We start from the raw sequence: 26,054 nt of genomic DNA on the forward strand, positions 1-26,054 counted from the left end.
TTGTGTTGACGGTTTTTGACAGATGAATTGTGTTTTGATTCAAGACTGCCTTTCGGAGGGAGGCAGCTTTGAGTCGCGGGGATCTGACGGATCGGGAATGGCGCAATATCGATCCCTTGGTGCCGAGCCGTGGCGAGCGCGGCCCGCCGGTTGCAGATAAGCGCCGGACGGTCAACGGCATCCTTTGGGTTCTTCGGACCGGCGCGCCGTGGCGCGATCTGCCGGAGCGATATGGCAACTGGAATTCCGTGTTCGTTCGCTTCACCCGCTGGAGCAAGCTCGGAGTATGGGACGCCGTATTTGAAACGCTTGCCAGTCTGGGGCCGCCGGCCGAGGAGGAACATGCCATCGATTCCACGATCGTGCGGGCGCATCAGCATGCAGCCGGCGTAAAAGGGGGAATCAAGATCAGGAAGCGCTCGGCCGCTCGCGCGGCGGGTTCTCGACCAAAGTCCACCTCCGCACAAACGCCAAAGGCGATCCGCTGACCTTCGATGTCACTGGCGGCGAGGCGCACGAAGTCAAGGGCTACGACGCCTTGATGGAGCTCCACGACGTCAATCCCAAGAAACTCTTGGGCGACAGAGGTTACGACAGTGACGTCATCCGCAACGACTTGGAATCCCGCGGCATCGAGCCTGTGATTCCACCGCGATCTCATCGCAAGACGCCGATTGACTACGACCGCGAAGCCTACAAAAGGCGCAACGTGGTCGAGCGATGAGTCAATCGCCTCAAGCAGTTCAGAAGGATCGCCACCCGCTACGAAAAGACCGCAAGAGCCTACTGAACCGCCCCGGGTTTGCCGGAGGCCGTTTGGTTTAAGTTACGCGGCCATGGCTGGCCGCTCCAGCATGGCGTAGTAGCGTTGCTCGGCTTCGGCCGGCGGGATGTTGCCGATCGGCTCGAGGAGCCGTCGGTTGTTGAACCAGTCGACCCACTCCAGGGTGGCGAACTCGACGGCCTCGAAGCTTCGCCATGGGCCGCGCCGATGGATCACCTCGGCTTTGTAGAGGCCGTTGATGGTTTCGGCGAGGGCATTGTCGTAGGAGTCCCCGACGCTGCCGACCGAAGGCTCGATGCCGGCCTCAGTCAGGCGTTCGGTGTACTTGATCGAGACGTATTGGCTGCCGCGGTCGCTATGGTGGATGAGGCCGCCGCGATGGATCGGTCGCCGATCATGCAGGGCCTGCTCCAGGGCATCGAGCACGAAGCCGGCATGCGCAGTGCGCGAAGCGCGCCAGCCGACGATCCGGCGGGCGTAGGCGTCGATCACGAAGGCGACGTAGACGAAGCCGATCCAGGTCGCCACGTAGGTGAAGTCGGACAGCCACAGGACATTCGGCCTGGGCGCCTTGAACTGCCGGTTGACGTGATCGAGCGGACACGGCGCCGCCTTGTCGCTGATCGTGGTCTTGATGGATTTGCCGCGGATCACCCCTTGCAGGCCCATTTGCCGCATCAACCGCGCGACCGTGCATCGGGCGACGTCGAAGCCCTCGCGCTGGAGCTGCCGCCAGACCTTGCGCACGCCGTAGACGGCGAAGTTCTCCTCGAACACGCGTCGAATCTCGCCCGTCAAGGCTACATCCTGCCGGGCCCGTGCCGACAGTCTGGCGGGATCGCGCCGCTTGGCGACATGAGCGTGGTAGGTCGAGGGGGCGATCGGCAGAAGCTTGCAGATCGGCTCGCCCCCATGCGCCCCACGATGATCGTCGATGAAATCGATCATGGCTTGGACCGGCGGTCGAGCTCCGCCGTCGCAAAATAGGCGCTGGCCTTGCGCAGGATCTCGTTGGCCTGCCGGAGTTCGCGGTTCTCCCGCTCCAGCGCCTTCAGCTTCTCCGCCATCTCGGTCGGAACGCCGGGGCGCTTCCCGCTGTCGACTTCCGCCTTCTTGACCCAGTCATGAAGCGTCTGCGGCGTGCAGCCGATCTTGGCCGCGATCGAGGTCACCGCCGCCCAGCGCGACGAATGCTCGCCAGCGTGATCCAGCACCATCCGCACCGCTCGCTCGCGCACCTCGGGGGAAAACTTGTTCGTCGTCTTGCTCGTCATGGCTCCATCCTCTCAGGAGTTGGAGCCTCCGGCAAACCCGGGGCGGTTCAATGTCGGCCTGGCAGCCCATCGCGTCGATGGTCACAGAGCGCCTTCAAGCTGTCCGGCCTCGGCGAGTTGGTCGAGCCGTCCGGGAATGGCGGTGATCTTGTTCGCCTTTTCCGGGACTGGCCTGCGCCAACACCAGCCGGGCGGTGCTGGCGTAGGCCGAGAGCGTGTGCAGGCTTTTGAGCCCCTTGCGGCGGTCGTGGGTCCTACGTGCGGTCGTGCCGTCGATGGCAATGAGGTCGTGCCGCCCGGGCCACAGCGCCTCCACCCAGTCCTGGAAGCTGCGCGCGAACAGGATCGGATCGACCCGGTTGACCAGCAACGCAGCCAGCGCTCGTACGGAATAGCGTGATGGAAGTCCGCCGCCTTCTGCAGCAAGTCGAGATGGTGGTTTCCCCAGGCGGCGATGTCGTCGAAATCGTCGCACGAGGCGATGGTGGCGCAGGTCACCAGCAGCAGCACCTCCGACAGCGGATACATCACCCGCCATGGTTCGCGCTCGTCGTCGAGCTTGGAAAAGCTGCGAGAGTATGCACAGCGCGCGCCCGCGGCAGTTCCTCGTCGAGCATCGTATCGGACATGGCTTCCATCGAGGCGATCCCGGTCGAATCAGGGAAGGAATCACGCCATGCCGTCAAATCAAAACATCGCCTCCAAGCCCGTTAACCTGACTTACGGGTCGTGGGAGGAGAATCTGCTGATCTTGACAAATCGTTCAAATATGATGTGTTACAAGCGTCATTGCGTCGAATATGGACAATTGATATGGGTTCACCCAAGGCGAAGCCAGCATTGGAACGGCTGGGCCAGGATATCCGTAACGCGCGTCTGCGGCGTGGCATTGCCGTGGCGGACCTCGCCTTGCGTGCAGGAACTTCGCCGAGTTCCATCGCCCGCCTTGAACGGGGTGATCCGGGCGTTGCAATCGGAACGCTTGCCGACGTTCTCGTTGTGCTGGGCCTTCTGGAGCGGCTCGCCGACCTTATCGATATCCGAAAGGACGATTTGGGGCTGGCGCTGGCAGCGGAGCGCGGACCTCGGCGGGGCCGCTCCTTCGCGGCACGGCTGAGAAAGCAGAAGGCTCAGACGGAGGATAAGCAGGATCGGCAGGACGTTGTGGACCCTGACGGGGCCTCCTTCTGATGTCCGATTTCGTCGCCCATGTCGCGCTTGGCGCAAGCCGAACATCGGTGGGCCAATTGCGTTTCACCCATGCCGGGCCGCGGCAGTTCTCGACCTTTGCTTATGGCGCCGAATGGATCGAAAATCCGCGTGCCTTCGCCATACAGCCGGACTTTCCTCTTGAGGCCGGCCCATTTCACACCTCGGGGCAGGCCGGCAACATGCGCGACGCATTGGCGGGCGTTTTCGCGGATGCGGCTCCGGACAGTTGGGGACGCAGGCTTCTTGAACGGGCCTATGGCAATGGTCTCAACGAATTCGAGTATCTGACGCTTTCCGACGATACCTGCCGGCAAGGCGCGTTGCGCTTTTTGGATGACAAGGGCGAGGTCATTCGCGGCAAGGCGGCGGACGCCGTTCCGCGTTTGGTCGATCTCGAAACCATCACGGTGATCGCGCGGGCCTATGAGCAAGGCAAGGAAATCTCGCCGGAGGAAATGCAGGCGCTGGCCGGCGCCGGCGGCTCTGGCGGCGCTCGCCCCAAAGCGAATGTCAGGGACGGCGATGCACTTTGGCTGGCGAAGTTCACCTCAGTCCACGATCAACAACCGATCGAGCGCGTCGAGGTCGCAACCCTCCGCCTAGCGGCAGCCTGCGGTATCCGCACGCCTAAGACACGGTTGGAGTTGGCCGACACGCCGTTCCCGGTCGCGCTGATTCAGCGGTTCGACCGACGTGGAGCTACACGAATTCCCTATATCTCCGCCCGCACCGCGCTCGGCAAGACGGGATCGGAACTGGGTTCCTATACTGAGATCGTGGATTTCATGCGGGCTTATTCATCCGATCCTTCTGACGATTTCCGCGAACTCTACCGGCGTCTGATCTTCACAATCTTGGTGTCCAACAAGGACGATCACCTAAAGAACCATGGCTTCCTTTATGTGGGGGCGGGTCAGTGGCGTTTGTCGCCGGTGTTCGACGTGAACCCGGCGCCCGACCGCAACCCGCATCTTGAGACGGCAATCCTCGAGGGTGGCGCCCATGACCGGTCGATCAACCTCGCACTGGAAGCCTGTGCGTTCTTCGAGATTCTCGAGGCCGAGGCACGGGAGATTATCCGGACAACGGCGAAGTGCATTTCGGACCGATGGCGGGAAGCCTTCAGGCAAGTTGGCATCTCTGGCGCGCTGGCGCGCGACTACGAGGCTGCTTTCATCGGCGATGAGATGGAAGTAGCACGCTCATTAAGTCATTTATGACGAGTAGTGGCAGATTGCGCGTCAAATATGACTGTTTCTGAGCCTCCCGCCCCGCCAAACGGCTGCTCATGACGAGGCGGGTTTGGCCCCTTCGGGGTGACCTGCCACTGAACTTTCATCCAGCTACAGTTAGAGCCTCGGCGGTTTTGCAGTGCAGTGAGACCGAACTTTGGACCACCCAGAACTAGAGTTTCGCGCCTCTGATCACGTCGGCTGGCTGGTAGCGCCGACGTGGTTTTGCAGCAAAATTGGCGGCCGATTGCCAATTGCCCCGTGGGGCCGTTCCTCGTTGTAGTATCTGCGCCAAGTCTCCACTTTTTCCTGGGCGGCCGCAAGGGACAGGAACCAATGAGCGTTCAGGCACTCAGCCCGGAAGCGTCCGTTGAAGGCTTCGATGAACGCATTGTCGGTCGGCTTGCTTGAGTGATCAGGTTCTAAGCCGCATCGTTGAATGACGTGGGGAGCCGGTGCCGACCTTTTGAAGGCGGGAGACTGTCGTGCAATTCAACGAGACTGGCTGCGCCGGTCACTCGGGCGCAGAATTTGAGGCTGAGTCCGGGCGGAAGCGGTCGAACAGTCCGAGCACATCGTTCGCGTAGAAGAGTCGATTGCGTTTCACGTCCTGTGGCACCGTTAGCAGACCTTCATCCGACAATGCTCGAGCTGCGCCGTTCGCCGCGGCGAAGCTGACGCCGAGGTCGTTCTGGGCATCGTTGATGGTGAACACGGGCTTGATCATTGCGTAGGCGATCATTCGGTGTACGACGCTGTCGGATCGTACCTTTGCGAAGCGCGCCCGCCATTCCTGTTCGACTGATTGCAGCCGATCGAGGCGATCGATGTTGGCAGATGCCGTCGTCCGGATGAAGCCGAGCATCTGCCTCGCATAGTTGGTGGTCTTGCCGGTGATGCGAGCGTCTTTGAGCATCCCGATGTAGAGACCCTTGTTCTCGTGAACGGCTTCGCCGAAGAAGGTGCAGGCGGTGCTCGTCTGTCCTTTGCGTCTCATCAGGATTGGGACAAGGAGGCGCCCGATGCGCCCGTTGCCATCGGCCACCGGATGGATGTGTTCGAACATCCAGTGCGACAGCATCTGCCTCAGGAGTTCTGGTGTCGCCGGTGCGGTTGCGAGCGTGAAGTCACGCCATTCTTCGAGAGCCGATTTCAAGGCGGCGGGACTGGTGTAGCCGAACATCCCGCCGGGAAGGTCGGGATCCGCGGTGTAGTTCGCAAGCGTCTTCAAACGCCCGGCACCGGCGGCCAGCATCCTATTGCGATGGTGCTCGAACAGACGCTGGTGGAGGCGAAGCACAAGTTCCTCCGGCGTTGTCCAGGCGACCTCCTCGTTCAAGCCATCGGCACAAGCGGCGACGATGGTGGCGTCGTCGATATCGGGAGCCGTGCGCAATGCGCTCTCGTACTCCAACAGGTCGGTGAAGGTCGTGGTCGATCCCTCGGCTCCGGATGAGTGGACGGCATCGAGCCTGGCAAATAGCCGACCGACAGCGCCGTGCCGGTCCCATTCGGTGAGACGCCGGTCGAACTCCCTGACTGAGGTGTTCGCCGCTTCCAGAACGTCGTGGACGTCCTCCAGGGGCGGGAAGGGTGGCGTGGTCGGGCGGAATAGCCGGCGGCCGTGTTCGTCGAATTCGTAGGTCCCGAGGTCCATGGCGGCGCTTGAGCGTATTAGAGGTTGTGGCGATATCCTATAATAAGCTTGAGCGTCGTTGTTGGATAGGGGCGGAGGGCGAGGATTTCCGGGGCGAATGGCAGGTGGCTTCGGAGACGGCGCTGAGATGCCGTCTGCAACAGAAAAATTGTTGCAGCATTGTTGCAGGCTGAAACCCACTTTCGCCTTATGGTTGTAAAACGGCGCTTCGCCCGTCAACAGATTTTGCAAAATACAATCAACGGTTTATGGCGGAAGGGGTGGGATTCGAACCCACGGTACCCTTGCGGGCACGCCGGTTTTCAAGACCGGTGCCTTAAACCGCTCGGCCACCCTTCCAGGCTTGGCGCCGTGGGTCACAGCGGCGGAGCCTGACCGTCGCTGCGGTTGTCACAGCATCCGCGTCGCCAGTTGTTTAGGGGGGATTGCTGGGGCGGGTCAATGTCCAGGCAGACGAATCGGGCCCCTTCACGCGGGTGGAACGTCGCGTCGTCGGTTTCGGCGGACCGCAATTGGCGTGTGCCGAGGTGCCAGAAGGTGCGTTCCGCGAGCGGGTGAGTACCGGTCCTGAGCAGTAATGCTCAAATTTGAGCATTACTCTGGCCGACGAAGTGGCCCGCCGTCCGCTGCGCCAGAAATCCGCGGGAAGTGAGTTCGTTGGAATGCGCCATCCCGAGTTTGACGTTCGTTTGAACGCCGACCCGATCGACTATCCGCTCAATCGTGCCCCCGTCGTTCACACACGCGATCCTGAGGCGATGCGCGAGGCGATGTTGTCGGTCTATGGTGCCAGCGAGTTCACGGCGGAGGCGGACGGGTTCGAAGGCTTCGGCAGTTACGTCGCGTTCGACGGTGCCGGGCTCGGATTCTGCGCCTATGCGGCGCCGGCCGTCGCAGAGTTCGGCGAGACCGATTTCGCCCGCGTTCAGATTGCGCTGCGTGGCAGCAGCCGGACCTCGACCGGCTCCTCCTGCGTCGAGGTCGATCCGCAGCATTGGTGCGTCTCGTCGGCGGGCACGCCGGCGCGGCTCGAATTCGGCGCCGACTATCAGCAGTTGATCCTGCGCATCACCACCGCAACTCTCACAGCCACGCTGGAGGCGCTGCTCGGCGTCACGCCGCGCGGCAAGCTGACTTTCGCGCCCGGCGTGAATGTCGAGCATCGCGGCGCGCCGGCGTTGCGCGATCTGGCGATCTGCGTGGCGCGCCACGTCGATCCGGCCGCGCCGGCGCTGCCGCCGTTCATGCTGCGCGAGATGCAGCAGGCGCTGGCGGTGTCCTTTCTCAGCGTGACGCGGCACAATTTCAGTGCCCAGCTCGACAGCGACGCTCGGGATACCGCCCCGGACTATGTCCGGGTTGCGGAGGAGTTTATCGAGGCGTCATGGAACAGGGCGATCACCATCGTCGATCTTGCTGCCGTGACCAACGTCGGGGTGCGCAGCCTGTTCAAGGCGTTTCAGAAGCATCGCGGCTACTCACCGATGGCGTTCGCCAAGGCTGTGCGGCTGAACAAGGCGCGCGAGCTGCTGCTGTCCGGGGATCCGTCGCGCTCGGTGACGGCGGTGGCGTTCGCCTGTGGCTTCACCAATCTCGGTCATTTCGCCAACGATTATCGCCGCCGCCATGGCGAATTGCCCTCCGAGACGCTGGCGCGGCGGCGCTGACCGACGGCACGGTGATTGGCGGCCACCGCTCCTGGGGCTGCTCCGTCGAGTTGCGCATAGGCAGACGGCGTCGTCTTGGCTAACGATCTCGGGGCGAGGATACCATTCGGGGCGCGCCGCGGGCGGGCATGGGACAGCGGCAGAGTCGGCCAAGGTGAGCGACGACGGTAGCATCGGGCATTCCAGCAACCTCGTCGGCGTGCCGATGCGGTTTCTCACCGGCGTCGGCTTCAACGACGCTCCGGTTCCGCTGCATATCGCCGGCGTGCGCGAGATGAATCCCAGCCTGTTCGAGATGCTCGGTGAGGCGCGCGACCTCGCCGAGGCCGGCGAGGCGTTCGCCTGCTATATGACGGCGCTGTTCGGGATCGATGCCGAACAGCGTGTCCGCGGCCGCGATGGCCGCCGCCGCTTCCGCTCGTCCTATCTCGATCTGATCAAGGGCTGGGGCTTCGACAGCAACGGCGCCGAAGGCGCGGTGCTGAAGGGATGGGTGGAAAGCCGGTTCGGGCTGTTTCCGACCTTTCACAAGGAGCCGATCCGGCGGATCGCCAGTCCGGTGTGGACCGTCTATGTCGAGCAGAAGATGTCGAGCCGTTTCCACAACAACGCGATCTTCGTCCAGCTCGATCTCTTGTACGAGTTCTGTCAGTGGGCGCTGACCCATTTTGCGGCCACCGGCAGCACCCATGTCACGCTGTATCGCGGCGTCAACGGCTTCGACGAGCATCAGGTCGTCGAGCGGCTCGACAAGCGCCATTCCATCATCCGTCTCAACAACCTGACCTCGTTCACCTCCGATCGCGGCATCGCCGACTGCTTCGGCGACACAATTCTGACGGTCCGGGTGCCGGTGCCGAAGATTCTGTTTTTCAACCGGCTGCTCCGGGCGCACCCGCTCAAGGGCGAAGGCGAATATCTGGTGATCGGCGGCGACTATCGCGTCACCGCGAGCTACTTCTGAAAGGGCGTCATGACCTCGCAAAGTTGGCAGGACCGCGCGCTTGCCGCCTATCTGGGCTTTGCGGTCGGCGACGCACTCGGCGCCACGGTCGAGTTCATGACCAAGTCGGAGATCGCGGCGCGCTACGGCGTCCACAAGGACATCACCGGCGGCGGCTGGCTGCGGCTGAGGCCAGGTCAGGTGACCGACGACACCGAGATGGCGCTGGCGCTCGGCCGTTCGCTGATCCGCTGCGGCGGGCTCGAGCTCCCCGATCTCTGTGACGAGTTCGCCGCCTGGCTTAAGACCGGCCCGGTCGATGTCGGCAGCACCTGTCGCCGCGGCATCCGCCGTTACATCACCACGGGCGAGCTGCAGGGGGCGTATTTCGAAGGCGACGCCGGCAACGGCGCGGCGATGCGGATCCTGCCGCTGGCGCTGGCAACCTACGGCCGCGCGGAGCAGGCGGCGGCTTGGACCATCGCGCAGGCGCACGTCACTCATCATCACCCGTTGTCGGATGCCGCAGCGCTGGCTCTGGTGAAGATGCTGCAGGCGTTGCTGGCCGGTGAGGGACAAAGCGCCGCCCGCGTCATCGCCGACGATCTGGTGCAGGCCCACCGCATTTTCGGCTTCACGCCGTATCGCGGTCCGGCCACGGCTTACGTGGTCGACACTCTGCGGACCGTGCTGCACTATTATCTTTCGACCGACAGCTTCGTCGATTGCGTGATCTCCACGGTCAACCAGGGCGACGATGCCGACACCACCGGCGCGCTCGCCGGAATGCTGGCCGGCGCCACCTACGGGCTCGCCGCAATCCCGAAGCGCTGGCTCGACCGGCTCGACCGCGAGGTGGTCACAGCGATCCGCGGTCAGGTGCCGAAGCTGCTGGAGTTGGCGGCGTCGGCGCCTCGTTAGAGCGGTTCATCGTTTGATTGAAACGGTCCGACCTTTCCGAAGGCACTGAGTCCTCATCTGAGGAGCCCGGCGAAGCCGGGCGTGTCGAAGGATGGGCAACGCATTCCCTGCGTCACATGGTTCGAGACGGCGCTACGCGCCTCCTCACCATGAGGTTGTGCGTGTGGCACGCGGTGCGGATCAGCTCTGATCCTATAAAAAGCAGAACTGCTCTAGGCACATCGTCCACAGGTCGTTCGCAAATGGGAAAGGCCCCGCATACGGCGGAGCCTCTCTCACCAACACATCGATCTGGACTACCGACGCCCTGAGATCGTCCGGTTTGCAGGATCGATCACGGTCAGCGCTGTTCGATCTCAAGCAGTGCGACGAACTGGCGGATGAAATCGTGGATGCCCCAGTACAGAGCGCCGTGCGTGTCGATGTCGTCGGTGCGATAAGTCTCTGCGAATGATGCCATGACTGCCACCCTTGTTCTTGTTGTGCCGCGACGCTGCCGGCGTCGGTGCGGGGGCAGATTCGGACGGCACCACTTAACAACTGGTTGGAAGTGCAGGCGCTCGTACTTTGGAACGTTAGCGGACGTTGAACAAAGCTCGTCGACCGGACCGAAACAACTACACCGATACCAAGCAGAGCTGCAGGTCAGAACCCTTGCCGGCAATGATTACCTGTGATGGAGATCGCCAGTGGTGGGTGCAAATGTCTCGTTCGGAGCACGCTCAATCATCGACACGCGTCAGAATAGCCTTCAGCGGAAGACCCGGCGTTTCGTGGGCGTAGCCTTCGATCGTGACGTAGCCGTCCTTGGCGACGCCATCGAAGATGATTTCGAACGGCTCGATTCCGAACACCGACAGCCGCGAATGATCCGACGAGTAGCGCACCCCGCGCAGGCGGCCGGCGACGGTCAGTCCGGTCTGCGAATACGCGCCGGAGTACAGGAACGTGGAGTCGCCGCCCTGGATCTTGCCGTCGCGCAGAAAGATCACGCCATGCGACTTCTTCCGCGCCGTTTCGAACTCGGCCTTGTAGAACCCTCGAAGATGATCGGTCATATCCGCCCCCGCGTTCGCCGGGGCTCCTCTACCACTCCAGGTTTAGCAAGAGAAGGGACGGATGTATCTGGGGTTGAAAAATGCTGCGGGGGCTCAGGGGAGGCGCGGCGGCGAGAGCATTCTGATCGCACGCGAAGTCGCTGGCGAGCGGCCGATCGCGGTGCATCAAATTACTGCACAAAGGCGGTAAAAGCGGCAGGTTTCGCATCAACAATGCGCTTGACTTGAACTACGAACTCGACGACCGTAATCACCAAGCGTTGGGCAACTAAGCCCTGAGACGCAAAGAGTTTTGAACCATTTCCGACACCGCGCCAATCGATGCGCGTTTGGTTGGTGGCGAAAGCGCCCTCGGCTCGACAGCCGATGGGCGCTTTTTGTTTTTGGACACGAGCATGACGAAGCGGCTGCGCATCGGTGTGATGTTCTCGACGACCGGCTCCTACGGGGCGGTCGGGCGCACCATGCTGAACGGCGCGTTGCTCGGGCTCAGCGAGGTCGCCGCCGGCGGCAACGGGCCGGAGATCGAGCCGGTCATCGTCAATCCAGGCGGTGACCTGTCGCGTTATCGCGCTCTGGCCCACGACCTGCTGGCCTCCGGCGTCCGGCAGGTGATCGGTTGCTACACCTCGTCGAGCCGCAAAGAGGTGATCCCGTGCTTCGAGAAGCACGATGGCCTGTTGTGGTACCCGTCGCATTATGAGGGCTTCGAGAGCTCCGACAACGTCGTCTACACCGGCGCCTCGCCGAACCAGCACGTGTTGCCGCTGGTCGATTATCTCGCCGCCAAGCACGGCAAGCGCGCGTTCTGCATCGGCTCGAATTACATCTGGGCGTGGGAGAACAATCGGATCTTCCGCGAAGCCCTGATCGCCCGTGGCGGCACCGTGCTGGCAGAGCGTTATCTCGCTGTCGGCGACACCGATGTCGATCGCGTCATCGCGGCGATCCTGGAGCAGCGTCCGGATTTCGTCTTCAACAATCTGATCGGCACCAGCGCCTACGCGTTCTTCCGCGCGTTTCGTGCCGCCTGCCGGGCGCGCGGCATCGACCAGGCCGCCGAAATCCCGGTGGCGAGCTGCACGCTGGCCGAGCCGGAGCTGGCCGAAATCGGCGCCGAGGCCGTCGACGGACATCTGTCGTCGAGCGTGTATTTCGCTTCGCTGGCCGGGGCGGCAAACGACGCTTTCACCCATGCCTACGCGACGAAATTTCCGGATGCGCCGCCGACCTCGGCGGATGCCGAGGCCTGCTATATCGCGGTCAAGCTGCTCGCCGCTGCGCTGCAACAGGCCGGAACCGACGAGGCCGCCGCAGTACGCGCGGCCGTCGCCGACCAGCGCCTGATCGCTCCGCAAGGCGAAGTGCGGATCGATCCGCAGACCTATCACGCCTGGCTGACACCGCGGATCGGCCGGTCGACCGCGTCCGGCCAGTTCGAAGTGCTGCTCGAAGCTCCCGAGCCGATCGCACCCGATCCGTATCTGGTGCAAACCTCGCCGCGGTTCGCCGCCGCCATGCGTTCCCCATTGTTGAGGCTGGTGAAGTCATGACCTTTCGACCGGTTCAGAACTTCAAGGGCGGCCGTGCGCTCGTGGTGATGGAACGCACGGGCAGGGAAGGCGCGCTGGAGCCGACGCTGACCAAGCTCGGCGTCAGTTGCGAGGCCGTGCCGATCATCGACGGACGAGCTCAGATCGACCTCGCTTCGCTGGTGCCTGATCGCGACATCCTGTTCGTCGATGGCGATCTCGACGGCGTGCTGGCGATCGACCTCAATCCGCTGTCGCAGTTGCCGCCGGTGCCGGTGATCGGGCTGGTCGGCGTCGAGGCGCCGAGCCGGCTGAAGGCGCTGATCAATCTCGGCGCCACCGCGTTCCTGCGCAAGCCGGTGCACGGCGGCGCCGTGTACTCGGCGCTGTTCATGGGCATCAACCAGTTTCTCCTGCGCGGCGGGATGCAGGAGCGCCTGCAAACGCTCGAGGAGCGCCGTCGCGGCCGCAGGGCCGTGCTGCGCGCCGTGGTCCAGCGGATGCGGGACAGCGGCCTCGACGAGGACGGCGCTTACGACCAGATCCGCCGGGAGAGCATGCGCGTGAGGCAGAGCCTGGAGAGTTACTGCGAGGATCTGCTGAGCCGACGGGCGAGGCCGCCCGATTCGACTGGCCACACCGGCACTCCGCCGCTGCACCGTGGCGACAAACGAGCGATGTAGGAGACAGCAACATGACCGGAACTGTGTTACGGGGACTGCATGCCGCAGTCCTCACGGGGACGCTTGTCCTCGCGTCAAGCGCGGCGCTGGCCGCGGAGAAGCCGATCAAGCTCGGCGTGCTGGAGGATCAGTCGGGCGATTTCGCGGTGGCGACGATCGGCAAGGTCCACGCCATCCAACTCGCCGCCGAAGAGATCAACAAGGCCGGCGGCATCATGGGGCGGCCGCTCGAACTGGTGGTGTACGACACCCAGTCCGACAACACCCGCTATCAGGAGTTCATGCGCCGGGTGCTGCAACGGGACAAGGCCGACGCGGTGTTCGCCGGCTTCTCCTCGGCCTCACGCGAGGCGTATCGGCCGATCGTCGATCAGCTCAACGGCTTCGCGTTCTACAACAATCAGTACGAAGGCGGCGTCTGCGACGGCCACATGATCGTCACCGGCGCGGTGCCCGAGCAGCAGTTCTCCACGCTGATCCCGTGGATGATGGAGAAATACGGCAAGAAGGTCTACACGCTGGCCGCCGACTACAATTTCGGCCAGATCTCGGCCGAGTGGGTGCGCAACATCGTCAAGCAGCACGGCGGCGAGATGGCCGGCGAGGAGTTCATCCCGCTCGGCGTGTCGCAGTTCTCGCAGAGCATCCAGAACATCCAGAAGGCCAAGCCGGACTTCATCGTGACGCTGCTGGTCGGCACCGCGCAGGCTTCGTACTACGAACAGGCGGCCTCCGCCAACGTCAACCTGCCGATGGCGTCCTCGGTCAACGTCGGCCAGGGTTACGAGCACAAGCGCTTCAAGCCGCCGAGCCTGAAGGACATGTACGTCACCACCAACTACATCGAGGAAATCGACTCGCCGCAGAGCAAGGCGTTCCTGGCCAAGTTCAAGGCCAAATTCCCGAACGAGCCCTATGTCAATCAGGAGGCCGAGAACTCCTATCTGGCCGTGTATCTCTACAAGCAGATGGTGGAGCGGGCGAAGTCGACCAATCGCGACGACATCCGCAAGGTGATCGCGCAGGGCGACGTCTGCATGGACGCGCCGGAGGGCAAGGTCTGCATCGATCCGAAGAGCCAGCACATGTCGCACACCATCTACCTGGCGCACGTCAATGCCGATCACTCGATCGACTTCCCGAAAGTCTGGCCGGATATCAAGCCGTATTGGCTCGGCGAGGCAGGCTGCGATCTGACCAAGAAGGATCCGATGGCGCAATACACGCCGTCGAACCCGCCGCCCAAGTAAGTGCGGCGGACCGCTCCGGCGCACCCTGACGCGCCGGAGCGGCTGCTTCTCCGCTCAATGGACATTCGTCGGGCTGCCGCCCGTGCCGCGGCCCTCCACGCCACCTTGCTGGACGTCAGATGGACATCGCCACCTTCGCCTTCGCGGCGCTGTATCAATTCGCCGACGCCTTCGCCTTCCTGGTGCTGTCGGCCTGCGGGCTCGCCGTCATCTTCGGCATGATGGGCGTCATCAATCTCGCCCACGGCGAGTTCATCATGTGCGGCGCCTACGTCACCGCCACCGCCGTGCACGCCGGACTGCCGCTGCCGCTCGCCATTCTGGTCGGCGCGCTGGTTTCGGCGATGGTCGGCATGCTGGTCGAATTCGTGGTGGTGCGGCATCTCTATGAGCGCCCGCTCGACACCATCGTCGCCACCTGGGGCCTCAGCCTGATCGCGACCCAAGGCACGCTGATCGCGATCGGCTCGACCATGGCAGGTGTCGGTACGCCGTTCGGCAGCTTCCAGGTCGGCGCCTATTCGTATTCGATCTACCGGATCGTGCTGTTCCTGGCCGCGCTCGGCGTGCTCGGCGGGCTGTACGCGGTGTTCAACTGGACGTCGTTCGGCGTCAAGGCACGGGCCACCATCCAGGTGCCGCACATGGCGGATGCGCTCGGCGTCGACACCCGCTGGATCTACAGCCTGACCTTCGCATGCGGCGCCGGGCTCGCCGGACTTGCCGGCGGGCTGTACGCGCCGACCATGACGCTGGTGCCGACGATGGGCGCGACCTTCCTGATGGAGGCGTTCGTCACCGTGGTGATCGGCGGCGCCGACGTCTTCCTCGGCACCGCGCCGGCCGCGGCAGTCCTCGCGGTGGTGAAGTCGGCGATGACCTCCTGGCAGGGACAGTTGTTCGGTCAGATCGGCCTCTTGGTCGCGGTGATCATTGTGGTCCGGGTGCTGCCGAAAGGCATCTCCGGCTTCCTGCTGCGCGAACGGACCTGAGGGAGGCGAGGGTGAACGGTTTGATCTCTCTCTTCCGCCGGCTCGAAGGCCCGCAAACCAAAGGTCGCGGCAAGCTGTTCTGGTCGGTGTTCGTGCTGGCGCTGCTCGGCGCGCTCGCCTATCCGCTGTTCAGCGACGGCTACACCGTCGGCAACACTGCGTACTTCTTCGTCTGGGTGTTCATCGCGCTCAGCCTGTGCCTGATCTGGGGCTATGGCGGTGCGCTGTCGTTCGGCCAGACCGCGTTCTTCGGTATCGCCGGCTACAGCTACGGCATCCTGACGCTGAATTTCGGCGCGGCGTATGGCTTCACGCTGGTCGCCGTGCTGGCGGCGGTCCTGATCGCCGCGGTGGTGGCGCTGCTGCTCGGCTACTTCATGTTCTTCGGCCGGATCGAAGGCGTGTTTCTCGGCATCGTCACGCTGGCCGTGACCCTGATGCTGGAGCGCTTCATGGCCCAGACCGCCGGCCCGGAATGGCGGATCGGCGCGGCGCGGCTCAACGGCTTCAACGGCATGAGCGGAATGCCGCCGATCACCATCCCCTGGTTCGACGGGCCGATCGTGCTGTTCGCCGATGTCGGGCTGTACTACCTGATCCTGGCGCTGGTGGTGGTGGTCTATCTCGGCCTGCGCATCCTGGTGAACTCCTCGTTCGGCAACGTCATCGTGGCGATCCGTGAGAATCCGGAGCGCGCCGAAATGCTCGGTTACGACATCCGCAAATATCAGCTCATCAATTTCGTGATCGGCGCCGGGCTCGCCGGCCTGTCGGGCGTGCTCTACACCGCCTGGGGCCAGTACATCACCCCGTCGAGCATGGGCATGACGTCGGCGGCGCTGCCGCTGATCTGGGTCGCGGTCGGCGGCCGCAGTGACCTGACCTCGACGCTGGTCGGCACGCTGGTGGTGCTGGCCGGCTTCCAGGCGCTGACGATCTACGGCAGCCAATATGCGCTGGTGGTGATGGGGCTTCTGCTGGTGCTCACCGTGCTGATCGCGCCGAACGGCCTGGTGCTCGGCGCAATGAACGTGATCGGCCGGCTCGTCGCCCGCGCCAAGGGAGGACGGAACTGATGGCGCTCCTGCAACTCCGCGGCCTGAACAAGCATTTCGGCGGGCTGCACGTCACCAACCAGGTCAACCTGTCGTTCGAGACCGGCGAAATCCACTGCCTGATCGGCCCGAACGGCGCCGGCAAGAGCACGCTGTTCCGGCTGATCCTCGGCGAATACGCGCCCGGCTCCGGCGAGATCTTCTTCGCCGGCGAGGACATCACCACCTTGAAGTCGTTCGCGCGGATCGCGCGTGGACTCTCGGTCAAATTCCAGGTGCCCGGCGTGTTCAAGGGCCTGTCGGTCCGGCAGAATCTCGAGATCGCGCTGCAACGGACGCGGCACGGCGCCGAGCTCGACCGGGAGATCGACCGGCTGCTGGCGTTCCTCGGCCTCGAAGCCGAGCAGAACCAGACCGCCGGCAATCTCAGCCACGGTCAGAAGCAGTGGCTCGAGATCGGCATGGCGACCAGCCTGAAGCCGCGGATGCTGCTGCTCGACGAGCCGACCGCCGGGATGTCGCCGGAAGAGACGTTCCAGACCGGCGAGATGGTCAAGCGGCTGAATGCCGAGGGCATGACGGTGCTGGCGATCGAGCACGACATGGCGTTCGTCCGCCAGGTCGCGCAGCGCGTCACCGTGCTGCATCTCGGTCAGGTGTTCGCGCAAGGCTCGATCGACGACATCGTCGCCGACGAGCGGGTCGCGGCGATCTATCTCGGGCAGGCTCATCACCATGCGTAAGGAAGTCATCCTCAACACCGTGGGGCTGCGCGCCGGCTACGGCGGCAAGCCGGTGCTGCAAGGACTCGAGATCGAAGTCCGCGAGGGCGAGATCATCGCGGTGATCGGCCGCAACGGCGTCGGCAAGTCGACGCTGATGAAGAGCCTGATCGGCCTGATCCCGGCGATGGACGGCTCGATCGTGTTCCGCGGCGACGCCATCGAGCATCTGCCGGCGTTCAAGCGGGCGCGGCTCGGCATCGGCTACGTGCCGCAGGGCCGCGACGTATTTCCGCGGCTCAGCGTCGCCGAGAACATCGCGGTCGGCGCCTCGATCAAGGGGCGGCTGACCGAGCAGCAGCGCCGCGAGGTGGTCGAGACGTTTCCGATCCTCGGCGAGCGCTGGAGCCAGCGCGCCGGCACGATGTCCGGCGGCCAGCAGCAGCAGCTCGCGATCGGGCGCGTGCTGGTGGCGGATCCCGAACTGATCCTGCTCGACGAGCCGTCGGAAGGCATCCAGCCGAACATCGTCCAGGACATCGCCCGCGACATGGTCGCGCTGAACGCCAGGACCGGCGTCACCATCATCCTGGTCGAGCAGAACCTCGACATGATCCGGGCGATGGCGCAGCGCTGCTACGTCATGGACAAGGGCCGGATCGTCGCCGACCTCGACCGCGCCGCGCTCGACGACGAGGCCGAAATGCGCCGTCACCTCGCGGTGTAACTGAATTCAACAAAGGAGACCAACATGGCCTGGCAGACTGAATCGATCATGGCGCGCAAGGGCGTCGCCAAGGGCGTGCGCGGCAAGAGCCACACCATCACCGAGGCGGAGCAGGGCAAGTATCACTACGTCTACGGGCCGTATTTCGACAAGGTCCTGACTGTCGACCCCGGTGCGGTGGTGGCGGCCGAAACCCACGACGCGTTCGAGGGCGCGATCAAGTCTGAGACCGACATCCCGTCCAAGATCCTCAACTTCCCGTTCCTCAATCCGCAGAACGGCCCGATCTGGGTCAATGGCGCCGAGAAGGGCGACACGCTCGCCGTGTACATCGAGAGCATCGTTCCGCGCGGGCCGCAGCCGCGGGGCACCACGGTGGTGATGCCGGAGTTCGGCGGCCTGGTCGGCACCGGCAACACCGCGCTGCTCAACCCGCCGCTGCCGGAGCGCGTCAAGAAGCTCGAAATCACCGCCGAGCACGGCACCAAATGGAACGACAAGATCACGCTGCCGTATGAGCCGTTCATCGGCACCATCGGCACCTCGCCGGAGATCGAGGCGATCTCGTCGCTGGTCCCTGATTACTACGGCGGCAACATGGATCTGCCCGATGTCGGCGTCGGCGCCGTCATCTATCTGCCGGTCAACACCGCGGGCGCGCTGCTCTATCTCGGCGACTGTCACGCCGCCCAGGGCGACGGCGAGCTCTGCGGCGTCGCGATCGAGCACCCGACCGTGACCACGGTGCAGATCGATCTGATCAAGGGCTGGCCGATCCACTGGCCGCGGCTGGAGACCAAGGACTTCATCATGACGATCGGCTCGGCGCGGCCGATGGAGGATGCCGCCCGCATCGCCTATCGCGAACTGTGCCGCTGGATGGCGGCGGATTACGGCTTCGACGAGATCGACGCCTACATGCTGCTGACCCAGGCCGGGCGCGTCCGGCTCGGCAACATGGTCGATCCGAAGTACACGCTCGGCGCGTCGATCAAGAAGTCGTTCCTGGTGTGAGGGGAGCGACGGCGATGTCGCAACTGCTGAAGGTCGCTACCGTCCAGTTCGAGCCGGTCATGGCCGAGAAGGAGCGCAACGTCGCGCGCCTGCTCGAGCTGTGCGAGGAGGCGGCGGTGGGCGGCGCCAAACTGATCGTCACCCCGGAGATGGGCACCACCGGCTACTGTTGGTATGATCGCGCCGAAGTGGCGCCGTTCGTCGAGCCGATCCCGGGGCCGACCACGGCGCGGTTCGCCGAACTGGCGCGCAAGCACGATTGCACTATCGTCGTCGGCCTTCCGGAAGTCGATGAGGACGGCATCTACTACAATTCCGCCGTCCTGATCGGCCCGGAGGGATTGATCGGGCGTCACCGCAAGACGCATCCTTACATCTCCGAGCCGAAATGGTCGGCGGCGGGCGATCTGCACAATCAGGTGTTCGACACCCCGATCGGGCGGATTTCGCTGTTGATCTGCATGGACATCCATTTCGTCGAGACCGCGCGGCTGATGGCGCTGGGCGGTGCCGACATCATCTGCCACATCTCCAATTGGCTCGCCGAACGCACGCCGGCGCCGTACTGGATCAGCCGCGCCTTCGAAAACTCCTGCTACGTGATCGAGAGTAATCGTTGGGGGCTGGAGCGGACCGTGCAGTTCTCCGGCGGAAGCTGCGTGATCGCGCCGGACGGCAGCATCGCCACCGTGATCGATGGTGGCGACGGCGTGGCGTACGCCGAGATCGATCTTGAAGCCGCGCGGGCGCGGCGGATCGGCGGCGAGGCGGTGTTCCGGCAGCGGCGGCCGGAACTGTATCCGGAGCTGCTGACCGGCACCTTCAGTTGGAATCCGTACGACTTCTTCGGCCTGTACGGCCACGAGGCCTGGCCGAAGGGCAAGCGCTCCAAGCTCAGCGCCGCGCAGTTCGCCCCGAGCGGCGACATCAATGGCAATCTCGGTCGGATCGAGACGCTGGCGCGACAGGCGAAGGCCGCCGGCGCCGAGATGGTGGTGTTTCCGGAATTGAGCCTCACCGGACTGGTTGATCCGGTGCGTACTGCCGTCGCTGTGCCGAGTCCGGCGACCGAGCGGCTCGCTGCGCTGGCGGGCGAGCTGTCGCTGCATCTTGTCTGCGGTCTCGCCGAGCGCGACGGTGAGACGTTCTACAACAGCGCGGCGCTGATCGCCCCTGACGGTCGTATCACCATCTATCGCAAGACGCATCTGACCGAGGACGAGCGAAGCTGGGCGCGGCCCGGCGACAGCTTCGTCGTCGTCGACACTCCGCTCGGCCGCGTCGGCCTTCTGATCGGCCACGATGCAATGTTTCCGGAAGCCGGGCGCGTGCTGGCGCTGCGCGGCTGCGACATCATCGCGTGCCCGGCTGCGATCGCGACGCGGTTCAGCACGCCGCACGCGGGGACGAGCGTCGAGCAGCCGGCGCCGATCCCGACCGGCGCCGATCCGCATCACTGGCATCACTTCCGCGTCCGCGCCGGCGAGAACAACGTGTTCTTCGCTTTCGCCAACGTGGCCGATGCGGCGCGCGGCTATCCGGGATTGAGCGGCTTATTCGGACCGGACACGTTCGAATTCCCGCGCCGCGAGGCGCTGATCGAAGGCGGGGAGGGCGTCGCCACCGCGACGATCGACACCTCCAATCTCGACAGCGTTTATCCGACCAACGTGGTGCGGCGGAAGGATCTGGTGGCGATGCGGATGCCGCACAGCTACCGGCCGCTGGTGCAAGTCGTCGCCGGCAACTACTAACCAAGGGGAGCGAATATGGATCTGGGATTGAAGGGCGCCAAGGTACTCGTCACCGGCGGCACCAAGGGCATCGGCCGCGCCATCGCCGAGACCTTCGCGGCGGAAGGCGCGCATATCGGCCTCTGCGCGCGCAATGCGGCCGAGGTCGACAGCGCGGTGGCGGCGTTGAGGGCGACTGGCGTGTCGGCATTCGGCGGCGCCGTGGATGTGTCCGATGGGCCGGGGTTGAAAGCATGGGTCGCCGACATGGCGGCCAAGCTCGGCGGCATCGATGTGGTGGTCGCCAATGTCAGCGCGCTGGCGATCGGCTCGGACGAAGAGAGCTGGGCCAAGGGCTTTACCACCGACATGATGGGCACTGTGCGGCTGGTCGATGCAGCGATGCCGTACCTCGAACAGAGTCAGCAGCCGGCGATCGTCACCGTCTCCAGCGTCTCGGGCCGTGAGATCGACTTCGCGGCGGGGCCCTACGGCACCTTCAAGGCGGCGATCATCCACTACACCCAGGGCCTCGCGTATCAGCTCGCCGGCAAGGGAATCCGCGCCAACACCGTCTCGCCCGGCAACACGTATTTCGAGGGCGGGGTGTGGGAGCAGATCAAGAACGGCAACCCCGATCTCTACAACACCGCGCTGGCTCTCAACCCGACCGGCCGGATGGGCACGCCGCAGGAGATGGCGAATGCCGTGGTGTTTCTTGCCAGCCGTGCCGCCAGCTTCATCACCGGCACCAATGTTGTGGTCGATGGCGCGCTCACCCGTGGCGTGCAATTTTGAAGTGTTGCACGTCAAGATAAGCCGATTTCATTCTGTCGGATGGAATGATGATATCACTAAATACCGTTGCGGGGTGAGCACGCCCAAATAACTAAGTGCCGCGTGCTGATCAGTTGCGACGCGGCCTTTGGATCAGGCTATACAGCCGCGTTCCGGGTGGTGGGGGCCGCGGTGTCGAGTAGCAGAAGTAACTGCGCGGTCTGTCGATCTGCGACGGAGCTGTTGCGCGCGCGACCGCTTGTCGAGGGCTACGAACTTCGCGACTATCCTTGCCCGCAATGCGGCCGCGTGTTTCAGATCGTCGTCAAGTGTGAGGAAGTTCAGCCGCGGCAATCGCCGCAGCCGGATAAGCCTTGAGCCGGTCGCCGGGGGCGGGCGCGGTGCATTGCACCACGGCCTGGTCGATCCGGAGCGTCACCGGATCGCCGACGCTGAGGTCACTCACGCCTGACAGGCGCAGCCGCAGTTTGCGGCCGTCGACCAGCACTGCGCAGGTGCCGCTCGCATTGCGTTCGTCGAGATAGATGCCGGTGACGACAAACGGATCGCTCCGCGCGAGGCTGCCGAACGACTCGGCAGGCGTGCCGTCGAACACCACGCGGCCGTGCTCCATCCGCACCAGGCGGTCGGCGAGGCGGAGGATTTCCGACGGATCGTGGCTGACCAGCAGCGTCGTGGTGGCGAAGCGGCGATGCAGCCGCAGCAGATCGTCCTGCAGCTTGCGTCGCATCGCCGGATCGAGCGCCGACAGCGGCTCGTCGAGCATCAGCAGGGCCGGTCGCCGCGCCAGTGCCCGGATCAGCGCCAGCCGCTGCTTCTGGCCACCGGACAGCCGGTCCGGCATGGCGTCGGCGAGGCCATGAAGCTCGACCAGGTGCAGCAGTTCGTCGACCTCGTCGCGACACCGACGTGATCCGATCGCGTAGTCGACGTTGCCGCGCACCGTCATGTTCGGAAACAGCGCGTAGTCCTGAAACACCAGCCCGATCGAGCGCTTCCGCGTCGGCACGTGCAGCCGTGCTGCGGTGCCGCACCAGTGTGTCGCGCCGATGCGGATGCTGCCCTCCGCCGGCCGTGTCAGTCCTGCGGCGGCGCGGAGCAGGGTGGTCTTGCCGGCGCCTGAGGGACCGGTGATCGCCAGCAGCGAGCCGGGCGCGATCGTCAGATCGACGTCGAGCCAGAATGGCCCGGCGGGCCCGCTCAGCGGTGTCCGGATGCGCAGCGCGATGTCGTCGGTCCGTTTCTCCATTGCCAGTCCGCCAGTCGATATCGTTATATAGTGAAGTATACAACGATTGACGTCTCTGCTAGCCAAATGCGGCGAGCGGAGCCAAAGGCGAGGGGATTGAAATGGCGTGGGCGGTGAGATCGGCGGTGATGGGCTTGGCTGTGGTGTCGTTTGCGGCGCCGGCCGCCGCGGACGAGACGACACTGGCCGCGGGCGCCGGCTATCGGCGGCCGATTGCCGAATTGGCGGCAGCCTACGAGAAACAGTCCGGCGACAAGCTGCTGCAGGTGTATGGCCACATGGGGCAGGTGCTGGCGCAGGCGCGCGAGAGCACCCAGATCGCCCTGGTGTGCGGCGACAAGGCGGTGCTGGGGAAGGCCGGGGATCTCGGCTTTGCGCAGATCGCGCCCCTTGGCCTCGGGCGGCTGGTGATCGCCTATCGCAAGGGGCTGGCGCTCGCGAAGCCTGAAGACGTCTCGGCGCCCGAGTTCAAGCGAATCGGCATCCCGGATCAGGCCAGCGCCGTCTATGGCAAGGCCGGCCGGCAGTTTCTCGAACGCAGCGGGCTCGCCGCCACGATCGATGCGCGGCTGGTGCCGGTCGCCACCGTGCCGCAGGTGACCAGCTACGTCGCCAGCGGCGAAGTCGATGCCGGCTTCATCAATGCCACCGAGGCGATCGGCGCGGCCGGCAATATCGGCGGCTATGTCGCGGTCGACAGCAAGCTGTACGATCCGGCCGAGATCGTCTGCGGCGTACGTGCGCCGGCCGCGAAGGCGGCCGAGAGCTTTGTGCAATTCCTCGGTACCGAGCAGGCTCGCGCCATCCTGCAGCGCTACGGGCTGTAGGCCGCGATGTTGGCGGCGGCGATCGAAGCGCTGCGCGATCCGGCGCTGATCGCACCCGCTCTGCTGTCGCTCAAGATCGCCGCAGCGACTCTGGTGCTGCACATCGTGCTCGGCACCTTGCTCGGCTGGGCGCTGGCGCAGCGATCCTGGCCGGGTCGCACCGTGCTCGACGCGGTGGTGACGATCCCGCTGGTGTTTCCGCCGATCGCGCTCGGCTTCTTTCTGTTGCTGTTGCTCGGTCGGCGCAGCCCGGTTGGGCAGTGGCTCGACGCCGGCTTCGGCTTCAGCTTCGTGTTCTCGGTCGAAGGCGTTCTGCTGGCCTCGGTGATCGCCGGCCTGCCGCTGGTGGTGAAGCCGATCGAAGCGGCGATCGCCAGCGTGTCCCGAAGCCTGGGCGAGGCGTCACGGACGCTCGGCCGCAATGAGTTCGAGACCTTCATGTTCGTGATTCTGCCGAACATCCGCGGCGCGATCGTCGCCGGCCTGGTGCTCGGGACAGCGCGATCACTCGGTGAGGTCGGCATCACCTTGATGCTCGGCGGCAACATCGTCGGCAAGACCAACACGATCTCGCTCGAGGTCTACAACGCGGTGTTCAACGGTGAGTACGGCCGTGCCGCGGTGCTGTCGGCGCTGCTCGGTGCAGTGTCCCTCGTTGTGTTCGGGGTGCTGCGGCGAGCGTCGCGAGCGATTCCCGCTTAGATCGCGCCGCGATCGCGGCCGTCGCTCGGGGCGAGTTTCGCGCTCAGCTTCTCCAGCGAATCCGCCGATGGTGGCGCCTTCTGAAACTCCCGAATCGCTTCGGCGAGCTCCTGGTCGGTCATCGGCGTTGCCGGCTGTCGCAGGCTGCCGGCCGCAAGACCGTTGGCGATCCAGTCGAGGTGTTCGTCCGGTCCGTCGAAGAACTGGCGGATGCGGGCGAGAAACGCTCTGTAGGGCACGGGGCCTCCGATGGTCGAACCTGCGCCAGATCGCTTCTGTGCGCTTCAGACGTTGCCTCGGTTCCTGAAGAGGAACGAGTCTCGGCACTCTAGGCGCCTCGCATCGAGTGGTTTGTGTCTTTTGATACAGAGGATGACGCAGCGTCCGGGAGGCAGCCAGACCGGATTCGCCGGCCTGGCACGGAGCGGACGAATCGACAGCATGAGGTCGCCGCGCGAAAAGGCATCAGGCCGCCTCTCGGGGCAAAGCCGGCGAGGCGAAATTTCGTGAAATATATCAGGGGCTTGGGGTGGCGGAGACGGAGGGATTCGAACCCTCGATAGGGCTTTACAACCCTATAACGGTTTAGCAAACCGCCGCCTTCAGCCACTCGGCCACGTCTCCGGTGCGCTCGATATGCCCGACAGCGCCGCGGCCCGCAAGCAGGATTGCGCGGATTGCAGCCGCGACCTTTGGGCCTGTGCACGGTGATCGCCGCAACACCGGGCGGGAGCCGGCAGAGGACGGGTTCCGAGGCCCACTCTGCAACTCGGATTCGCCCGAAGCGAGGAAACGATTCTCAGGAATCGGCCCGCAGCACGCAGGCAATCGCCATGGTTTACCCCAGTCATCCACGCTCGGGACCTTGTTGCGATGCGGCATCGGTCACGGGTTGCGGTTTTGGAAATTCTGGAAAATCAATAGCTTATTAGGCGACAGGGAGAGGTCTGAGTGTTATTTGTGCAACACCCCTACGAAAACGGGACGCAGAGCATGGCTCCCTTGTTGCGTGTGCATCACTGTTAGGTAATTGTCGTGATGCGACGGAGGGGGGCATCCCGAGGTCGCCCCGTAATAGGTGGTTCGCTTAAGTCCCTCGCGTTCAGCGGGTGTCCGAAGGCGCGAAGCGGCTAGGCGGGTTTCTGGGATTAAGGGGCCAAGGCGGGTGCGTGCACTTTGCGGATCGGAACCTTCCCGACAGAGCAACTTGGAGGTTTACATGAACATCGTTAAGGGCCTTTTCCTCGGCTCAGCGGCGGCGCTCCTCGCCGTTGGCGGCGCGCAGGCCGCTGATCTGCCGTTGAAGGCGAAAGCCGTCGAATACGTGAAGGTCTGCTCGATCTACGGCGCCGGCTTCTACTACATCCCGGGCACCGACACCTGCATCAAGCTCGGCGGCTATCTGCGCGCCGACGTGACCATCGGTGGCGGTTCGGCCTACAACATGCCGGCCTGGAACAGCAACGCTGGCCAGAAGAACCGCCTGTCGAACGACTACATCTTCCGGTCTCGCCAGGATCTGAACATCGACACCCGCACCGCGACCGAATACGGCGTGGTCCGCACCTACTTCGATGCGACCTTCAACTGGACCACCGGCACCGACACGGTCGCCAACGGTCATCTTGGCGTGTACTACGCCTTCGTGCAGTTCGCCGGCTTTACCTTCGGTAAGGCGGTGTCGCAGTTCGATACGCCGTGGACCGGCTATCCGGGCAACAACACCTCGTTCCTGCTCGGCGGCTACGACGACGTCACCGGCATCAACCAGGTGGCCTACACTGCGGAATTCGGCAACGGCGTGTCGGCCTCGATCTCGCTGGAAGATCAGTCGTCCTACCTGCAGTCGGCGCTGTACAACACCTCGTTCGCTCCGAACTTCCTGGCCTACGGCGCCAACTCCTACGCCGGCACCTCGATCCCCGACATCGTCGGCAAGATCCGCGTCGATCAGGCCTGGGGTCTGTTCCAGGTTTCGGCCGCCGCGCATCAGGTTCGCGCCAGCTACTACAACACCGCGCT

At 64.3% G+C, this 26,054-nt stretch carries 25 protein-coding genes, 2 tRNA genes, 3 pseudogenes and 1 other annotated feature; of the genes and pseudogenes, 20 read left to right on the top strand and 10 right to left on the bottom strand.

Annotation, left to right across the window (positions count from 1 at the left end; translation table 11 throughout):
* Positions 1–119: 119 nt before the first annotated feature.
* Both DU475_RS24240 and DU475_RS24245 read left to right on the top strand, forming a co-directional pair.
* The gene (locus DU475_RS24240) at positions 120–488 is read left to right on the top strand and encodes an IS5 family transposase (protein ID WP_349644166.1); all 369 of its coding nucleotides are present in this window, start codon (positions 120–122) and stop codon (positions 486–488) included.
* Positions 398–724: pseudogene (locus tag DU475_RS24245) on the top strand (transposase); the annotation flags it as partial. The gene DU475_RS24240 and the pseudogene DU475_RS24245, both read left to right, overlap by 91 nt.
* A gap of 102 nt (positions 725–826) precedes the next feature.
* Here the strand turns inward: DU475_RS24245 and DU475_RS07370 are convergent.
* The 3 genes and pseudogenes from DU475_RS07370 to DU475_RS24570 all read right to left on the bottom strand — a co-directional run.
* Positions 827–2,058 (bottom strand): IS3 family transposase gene (locus tag DU475_RS07370; protein ID WP_164631562.1). Its coding sequence is split into 2 segments (ribosomal slippage): positions 827–1,767 and positions 1,767–2,058, totalling 1,233 coding nucleotides; the frame shifts between segments, so codons are not numbered across the junction.
* Positions 1,658–1,774: a sequence feature (AL1L pseudoknot), on the bottom strand. (Overlaps the previous gene by 117 nt.)
* A 94-nt stretch (positions 2,059–2,152) precedes the next feature.
* Positions 2,153–2,428 (bottom strand): hypothetical protein, encoded by a 276-nt coding sequence (locus tag DU475_RS24250; RefSeq protein ID WP_246700267.1) that lies wholly within the window; start codon positions 2,426–2,428, stop codon positions 2,153–2,155.
* A gap of 59 nt (positions 2,429–2,487) precedes the next feature.
* Positions 2,488–2,586: pseudogene (locus DU475_RS24570) on the bottom strand (transposase family protein); the annotation flags it as partial.
* Between the two features lie 285 nt (positions 2,587–2,871).
* Here DU475_RS24570 and DU475_RS07380 point away from each other — a divergent pair.
* Together DU475_RS07380 and DU475_RS07385 are read left to right on the top strand one after the other, a co-directional pair.
* The gene (locus DU475_RS07380; RefSeq protein WP_164631564.1) at positions 2,872–3,249 is read left to right on the top strand and encodes a helix-turn-helix domain-containing protein; all 378 of its coding nucleotides are present in this window, start codon (positions 2,872–2,874) and stop codon (positions 3,247–3,249) included.
* The gene (locus DU475_RS07385) at positions 3,249–4,490 is read left to right on the top strand and encodes a type II toxin-antitoxin system HipA family toxin (protein WP_164631565.1); all 1,242 of its coding nucleotides are present in this window, start codon (positions 3,249–3,251) and stop codon (positions 4,488–4,490) included. The genes DU475_RS07380 and DU475_RS07385 overlap by 1 nt, the downstream gene beginning before the upstream one ends.
* A 204-nt stretch (positions 4,491–4,694) precedes the next feature.
* On the opposite strand, the pseudogene DU475_RS07390 reads toward DU475_RS07385, so the two are convergent.
* From DU475_RS07390 to DU475_RS07400, 3 genes and pseudogenes are all read right to left on the bottom strand, one after another.
* Positions 4,695–4,910: pseudogene (locus DU475_RS07390) on the bottom strand (integrase core domain-containing protein); the annotation flags it as partial.
* A 106-nt stretch (positions 4,911–5,016) separates the two neighbouring features.
* Positions 5,017–6,159: a Fic family protein gene (locus DU475_RS07395; RefSeq protein WP_164631566.1), complete on the bottom strand. Its 1,143-nt coding sequence runs from the start codon at positions 6,157–6,159 to the stop codon at positions 5,017–5,019.
* Positions 6,160–6,408: 249 nt separating this feature from the next.
* Positions 6,409–6,498: transfer RNA gene (locus tag DU475_RS07400), tRNA-Ser, on the bottom strand.
* Between the two features lie 350 nt (positions 6,499–6,848).
* On the opposite strand from DU475_RS07400, the gene DU475_RS07405 reads away from it, so the two are divergent.
* From DU475_RS07405 to draG, 3 genes are all read left to right on the top strand, one after another.
* Positions 6,849–7,826, top strand: coding sequence for an AraC family transcriptional regulator (locus tag DU475_RS07405; protein WP_246700268.1), 978 nt, complete (start codon positions 6,849–6,851; stop codon positions 7,824–7,826).
* Positions 7,827–8,031: 205 nt separating this feature from the next.
* The gene (locus DU475_RS07410; protein WP_234713396.1) at positions 8,032–8,790 is read left to right on the top strand and encodes an NAD(+)--dinitrogen-reductase ADP-D-ribosyltransferase; all 759 of its coding nucleotides are present in this window, start codon (positions 8,032–8,034) and stop codon (positions 8,788–8,790) included.
* Between the two features lie 9 nt (positions 8,791–8,799).
* Complete coding sequence (draG, locus tag DU475_RS07415) at positions 8,800–9,690, top strand: ADP-ribosyl-[dinitrogen reductase] hydrolase (protein WP_164631568.1); 891 nt, start codon at positions 8,800–8,802, stop codon at positions 9,688–9,690.
* Positions 9,691–10,412: 722 nt separating this feature from the next.
* Here the strand turns inward: draG and DU475_RS07420 are convergent.
* On the bottom strand, positions 10,413–10,748 hold the full coding sequence (locus tag DU475_RS07420) for a GrlR family regulatory protein (protein WP_013502802.1): 336 nt from the start codon (positions 10,746–10,748) through the stop codon (positions 10,413–10,415).
* 395 nt (positions 10,749–11,143) lie between these two features.
* Between DU475_RS07420 and DU475_RS07425 the strand changes: the two genes are divergently transcribed.
* From DU475_RS07425 to DU475_RS07470, 10 genes are all read left to right on the top strand, one after another.
* Positions 11,144–12,301 carry a transporter substrate-binding domain-containing protein gene (locus tag DU475_RS07425; protein WP_164631569.1) on the top strand — a complete coding sequence of 386 codons (1,158 nt, stop codon included), beginning with the start codon at positions 11,144–11,146 and terminating at the stop codon, positions 12,299–12,301.
* The gene (locus DU475_RS07430) at positions 12,298–12,963 is read left to right on the top strand and encodes an ANTAR domain-containing response regulator (RefSeq protein WP_164631570.1); all 666 of its coding nucleotides are present in this window, start codon (positions 12,298–12,300) and stop codon (positions 12,961–12,963) included. Before DU475_RS07425 ends, DU475_RS07430 begins: the two co-directional genes overlap by 4 nt.
* 11 nt (positions 12,964–12,974) lie before the next feature.
* Positions 12,975–14,213: an urea ABC transporter substrate-binding protein gene (locus DU475_RS07435; RefSeq protein WP_142882576.1), complete on the top strand. Its 1,239-nt coding sequence runs from the start codon at positions 12,975–12,977 to the stop codon at positions 14,211–14,213.
* A gap of 119 nt (positions 14,214–14,332) precedes the next feature.
* Positions 14,333–15,205 (top strand): ABC transporter permease subunit, encoded by an 873-nt coding sequence (locus DU475_RS07440; RefSeq protein WP_164631571.1) that lies wholly within the window; start codon positions 14,333–14,335, stop codon positions 15,203–15,205.
* An 11-nt stretch (positions 15,206–15,216) separates the two neighbouring features.
* Entirely contained in the window at positions 15,217–16,281 is a 1,065-nt protein-coding gene (locus DU475_RS07445; RefSeq protein WP_164631572.1) for a branched-chain amino acid ABC transporter permease, read from the top strand.
* Positions 16,281–17,003: an ABC transporter ATP-binding protein gene (locus DU475_RS07450; RefSeq protein ID WP_164631573.1), complete on the top strand. Its 723-nt coding sequence runs from the start codon at positions 16,281–16,283 to the stop codon at positions 17,001–17,003. Before DU475_RS07445 ends, DU475_RS07450 begins: the two co-directional genes overlap by 1 nt.
* Entirely contained in the window at positions 16,996–17,709 is a 714-nt protein-coding gene (locus tag DU475_RS07455; RefSeq protein ID WP_142882579.1) for an ABC transporter ATP-binding protein, read from the top strand. Before DU475_RS07450 ends, DU475_RS07455 begins: the two co-directional genes overlap by 8 nt.
* Before the next feature lie 24 nt (positions 17,710–17,733).
* Positions 17,734–18,723 carry an acetamidase/formamidase family protein gene (locus tag DU475_RS07460; RefSeq protein WP_164631574.1) on the top strand — a complete coding sequence of 330 codons (990 nt, stop codon included), beginning with the start codon at positions 17,734–17,736 and terminating at the stop codon, positions 18,721–18,723.
* A gap of 14 nt (positions 18,724–18,737) precedes the next feature.
* Positions 18,738–20,477, top strand: coding sequence for a nitrilase-related carbon-nitrogen hydrolase (locus tag DU475_RS07465; RefSeq protein WP_164631575.1), 1,740 nt, complete (start codon positions 18,738–18,740; stop codon positions 20,475–20,477).
* A 15-nt stretch (positions 20,478–20,492) separates the two neighbouring features.
* On the top strand, positions 20,493–21,254 hold the full coding sequence (locus DU475_RS07470; RefSeq protein WP_164631576.1) for an SDR family NAD(P)-dependent oxidoreductase: 762 nt from the start codon (positions 20,493–20,495) through the stop codon (positions 21,252–21,254).
* 304 nt (positions 21,255–21,558) lie between these two features.
* On the opposite strand, the gene DU475_RS07475 is transcribed toward DU475_RS07470, so the two are convergent.
* Complete coding sequence (locus tag DU475_RS07475; RefSeq protein WP_164631577.1) at positions 21,559–22,503, bottom strand: ABC transporter ATP-binding protein; 945 nt, start codon at positions 22,501–22,503, stop codon at positions 21,559–21,561.
* Positions 22,504–22,604: 101 nt separating this feature from the next.
* On the opposite strand from DU475_RS07475, the gene modA reads away from it, so the two are divergent.
* Together modA and modB are read left to right on the top strand one after the other, a co-directional pair.
* The gene (gene modA, locus DU475_RS07480; protein WP_164631578.1) at positions 22,605–23,330 is read left to right on the top strand and encodes a molybdate ABC transporter substrate-binding protein; all 726 of its coding nucleotides are present in this window, start codon (positions 22,605–22,607) and stop codon (positions 23,328–23,330) included.
* A gap of 6 nt (positions 23,331–23,336) precedes the next feature.
* Positions 23,337–24,032 carry a molybdate ABC transporter permease subunit gene (modB, locus tag DU475_RS07485; protein WP_013502789.1) on the top strand — a complete coding sequence of 232 codons (696 nt, stop codon included), beginning with the start codon at positions 23,337–23,339 and terminating at the stop codon, positions 24,030–24,032.
* Here the strand turns inward: modB and DU475_RS07490 are convergent.
* A complete protein-coding gene (locus tag DU475_RS07490) occupies positions 24,029–24,271 on the bottom strand; it encodes a hypothetical protein (protein ID WP_047309681.1) in 243 nt (80 codons plus the stop codon). The two genes, modB and DU475_RS07490, sit on opposite strands and share 4 nt — an antisense overlap.
* 291 nt (positions 24,272–24,562) lie before the next feature.
* Positions 24,563–24,656, bottom strand: a tRNA-Ser gene (locus tag DU475_RS07495).
* Between the two features lie 595 nt (positions 24,657–25,251).
* Between DU475_RS07495 and DU475_RS07500 the strand changes: the two genes are divergently transcribed.
* On the top strand, positions 25,252–26,054 hold an 803-nt coding region (locus tag DU475_RS07500), incomplete at its 3' end, for a porin (RefSeq protein ID WP_164631579.1).

Origin of the sequence: Rhodopseudomonas sp. WA056 (genome assembly GCF_010906995.1) — a bacterium.
Lineage (GTDB): Bacteria > Pseudomonadota > Alphaproteobacteria > Rhizobiales > Xanthobacteraceae > Rhodopseudomonas > Rhodopseudomonas palustris_G.

Excerpts from the sequence above, each read along its gene's own strand:
- modB (WP_013502789.1), top strand. The coding sequence starts at position 23,337 with ATGTTGGCGGCGGCGATCGAAGCGCTGCGCGATCCGGCGCTGATCGCA.
- DU475_RS07475 (WP_164631577.1), bottom strand. The coding sequence starts at position 22,503 with ATGGAGAAACGGACCGACGACATCGCGCTGCGCATCCGGACACCGCTG.
- DU475_RS07460 (WP_164631574.1), top strand. The coding sequence starts at position 17,734 with ATGGCCTGGCAGACTGAATCGATCATGGCGCGCAAGGGCGTCGCCAAG.
- DU475_RS07380 (WP_164631564.1), top strand. The coding sequence starts at position 2,872 with ATGGGTTCACCCAAGGCGAAGCCAGCATTGGAACGGCTGGGCCAGGAT.
- DU475_RS07425 (WP_164631569.1), top strand. The coding sequence starts at position 11,144 with ATGACGAAGCGGCTGCGCATCGGTGTGATGTTCTCGACGACCGGCTCC.
- DU475_RS07395 (WP_164631566.1), bottom strand. The coding sequence starts at position 6,159 with ATGGACCTCGGGACCTACGAATTCGACGAACACGGCCGCCGGCTATTC.
- draG (WP_164631568.1), top strand. The coding sequence starts at position 8,800 with ATGACCTCGCAAAGTTGGCAGGACCGCGCGCTTGCCGCCTATCTGGGC.
- DU475_RS07455 (WP_142882579.1), top strand. The coding sequence starts at position 16,996 with ATGCGTAAGGAAGTCATCCTCAACACCGTGGGGCTGCGCGCCGGCTAC.
- DU475_RS07410 (WP_234713396.1), top strand. The coding sequence starts at position 8,032 with ATGCGGTTTCTCACCGGCGTCGGCTTCAACGACGCTCCGGTTCCGCTG.
- DU475_RS07465 (WP_164631575.1), top strand. The coding sequence starts at position 18,738 with ATGTCGCAACTGCTGAAGGTCGCTACCGTCCAGTTCGAGCCGGTCATG.
- DU475_RS07430 (WP_164631570.1), top strand. The coding sequence starts at position 12,298 with ATGACCTTTCGACCGGTTCAGAACTTCAAGGGCGGCCGTGCGCTCGTG.
- DU475_RS07450 (WP_164631573.1), top strand. The coding sequence starts at position 16,281 with ATGGCGCTCCTGCAACTCCGCGGCCTGAACAAGCATTTCGGCGGGCTG.
- DU475_RS07385 (WP_164631565.1), top strand. The coding sequence starts at position 3,249 with ATGTCCGATTTCGTCGCCCATGTCGCGCTTGGCGCAAGCCGAACATCG.
- DU475_RS07435 (WP_142882576.1), top strand. The coding sequence starts at position 12,975 with ATGACCGGAACTGTGTTACGGGGACTGCATGCCGCAGTCCTCACGGGG.
- DU475_RS07420 (WP_013502802.1), bottom strand. The coding sequence starts at position 10,748 with ATGACCGATCATCTTCGAGGGTTCTACAAGGCCGAGTTCGAAACGGCG.
- modA (WP_164631578.1), top strand. The coding sequence starts at position 22,605 with ATGGCGTGGGCGGTGAGATCGGCGGTGATGGGCTTGGCTGTGGTGTCG.
- DU475_RS07440 (WP_164631571.1), top strand. The coding sequence starts at position 14,333 with ATGGACATCGCCACCTTCGCCTTCGCGGCGCTGTATCAATTCGCCGAC.
- DU475_RS07470 (WP_164631576.1), top strand. The coding sequence starts at position 20,493 with ATGGATCTGGGATTGAAGGGCGCCAAGGTACTCGTCACCGGCGGCACC.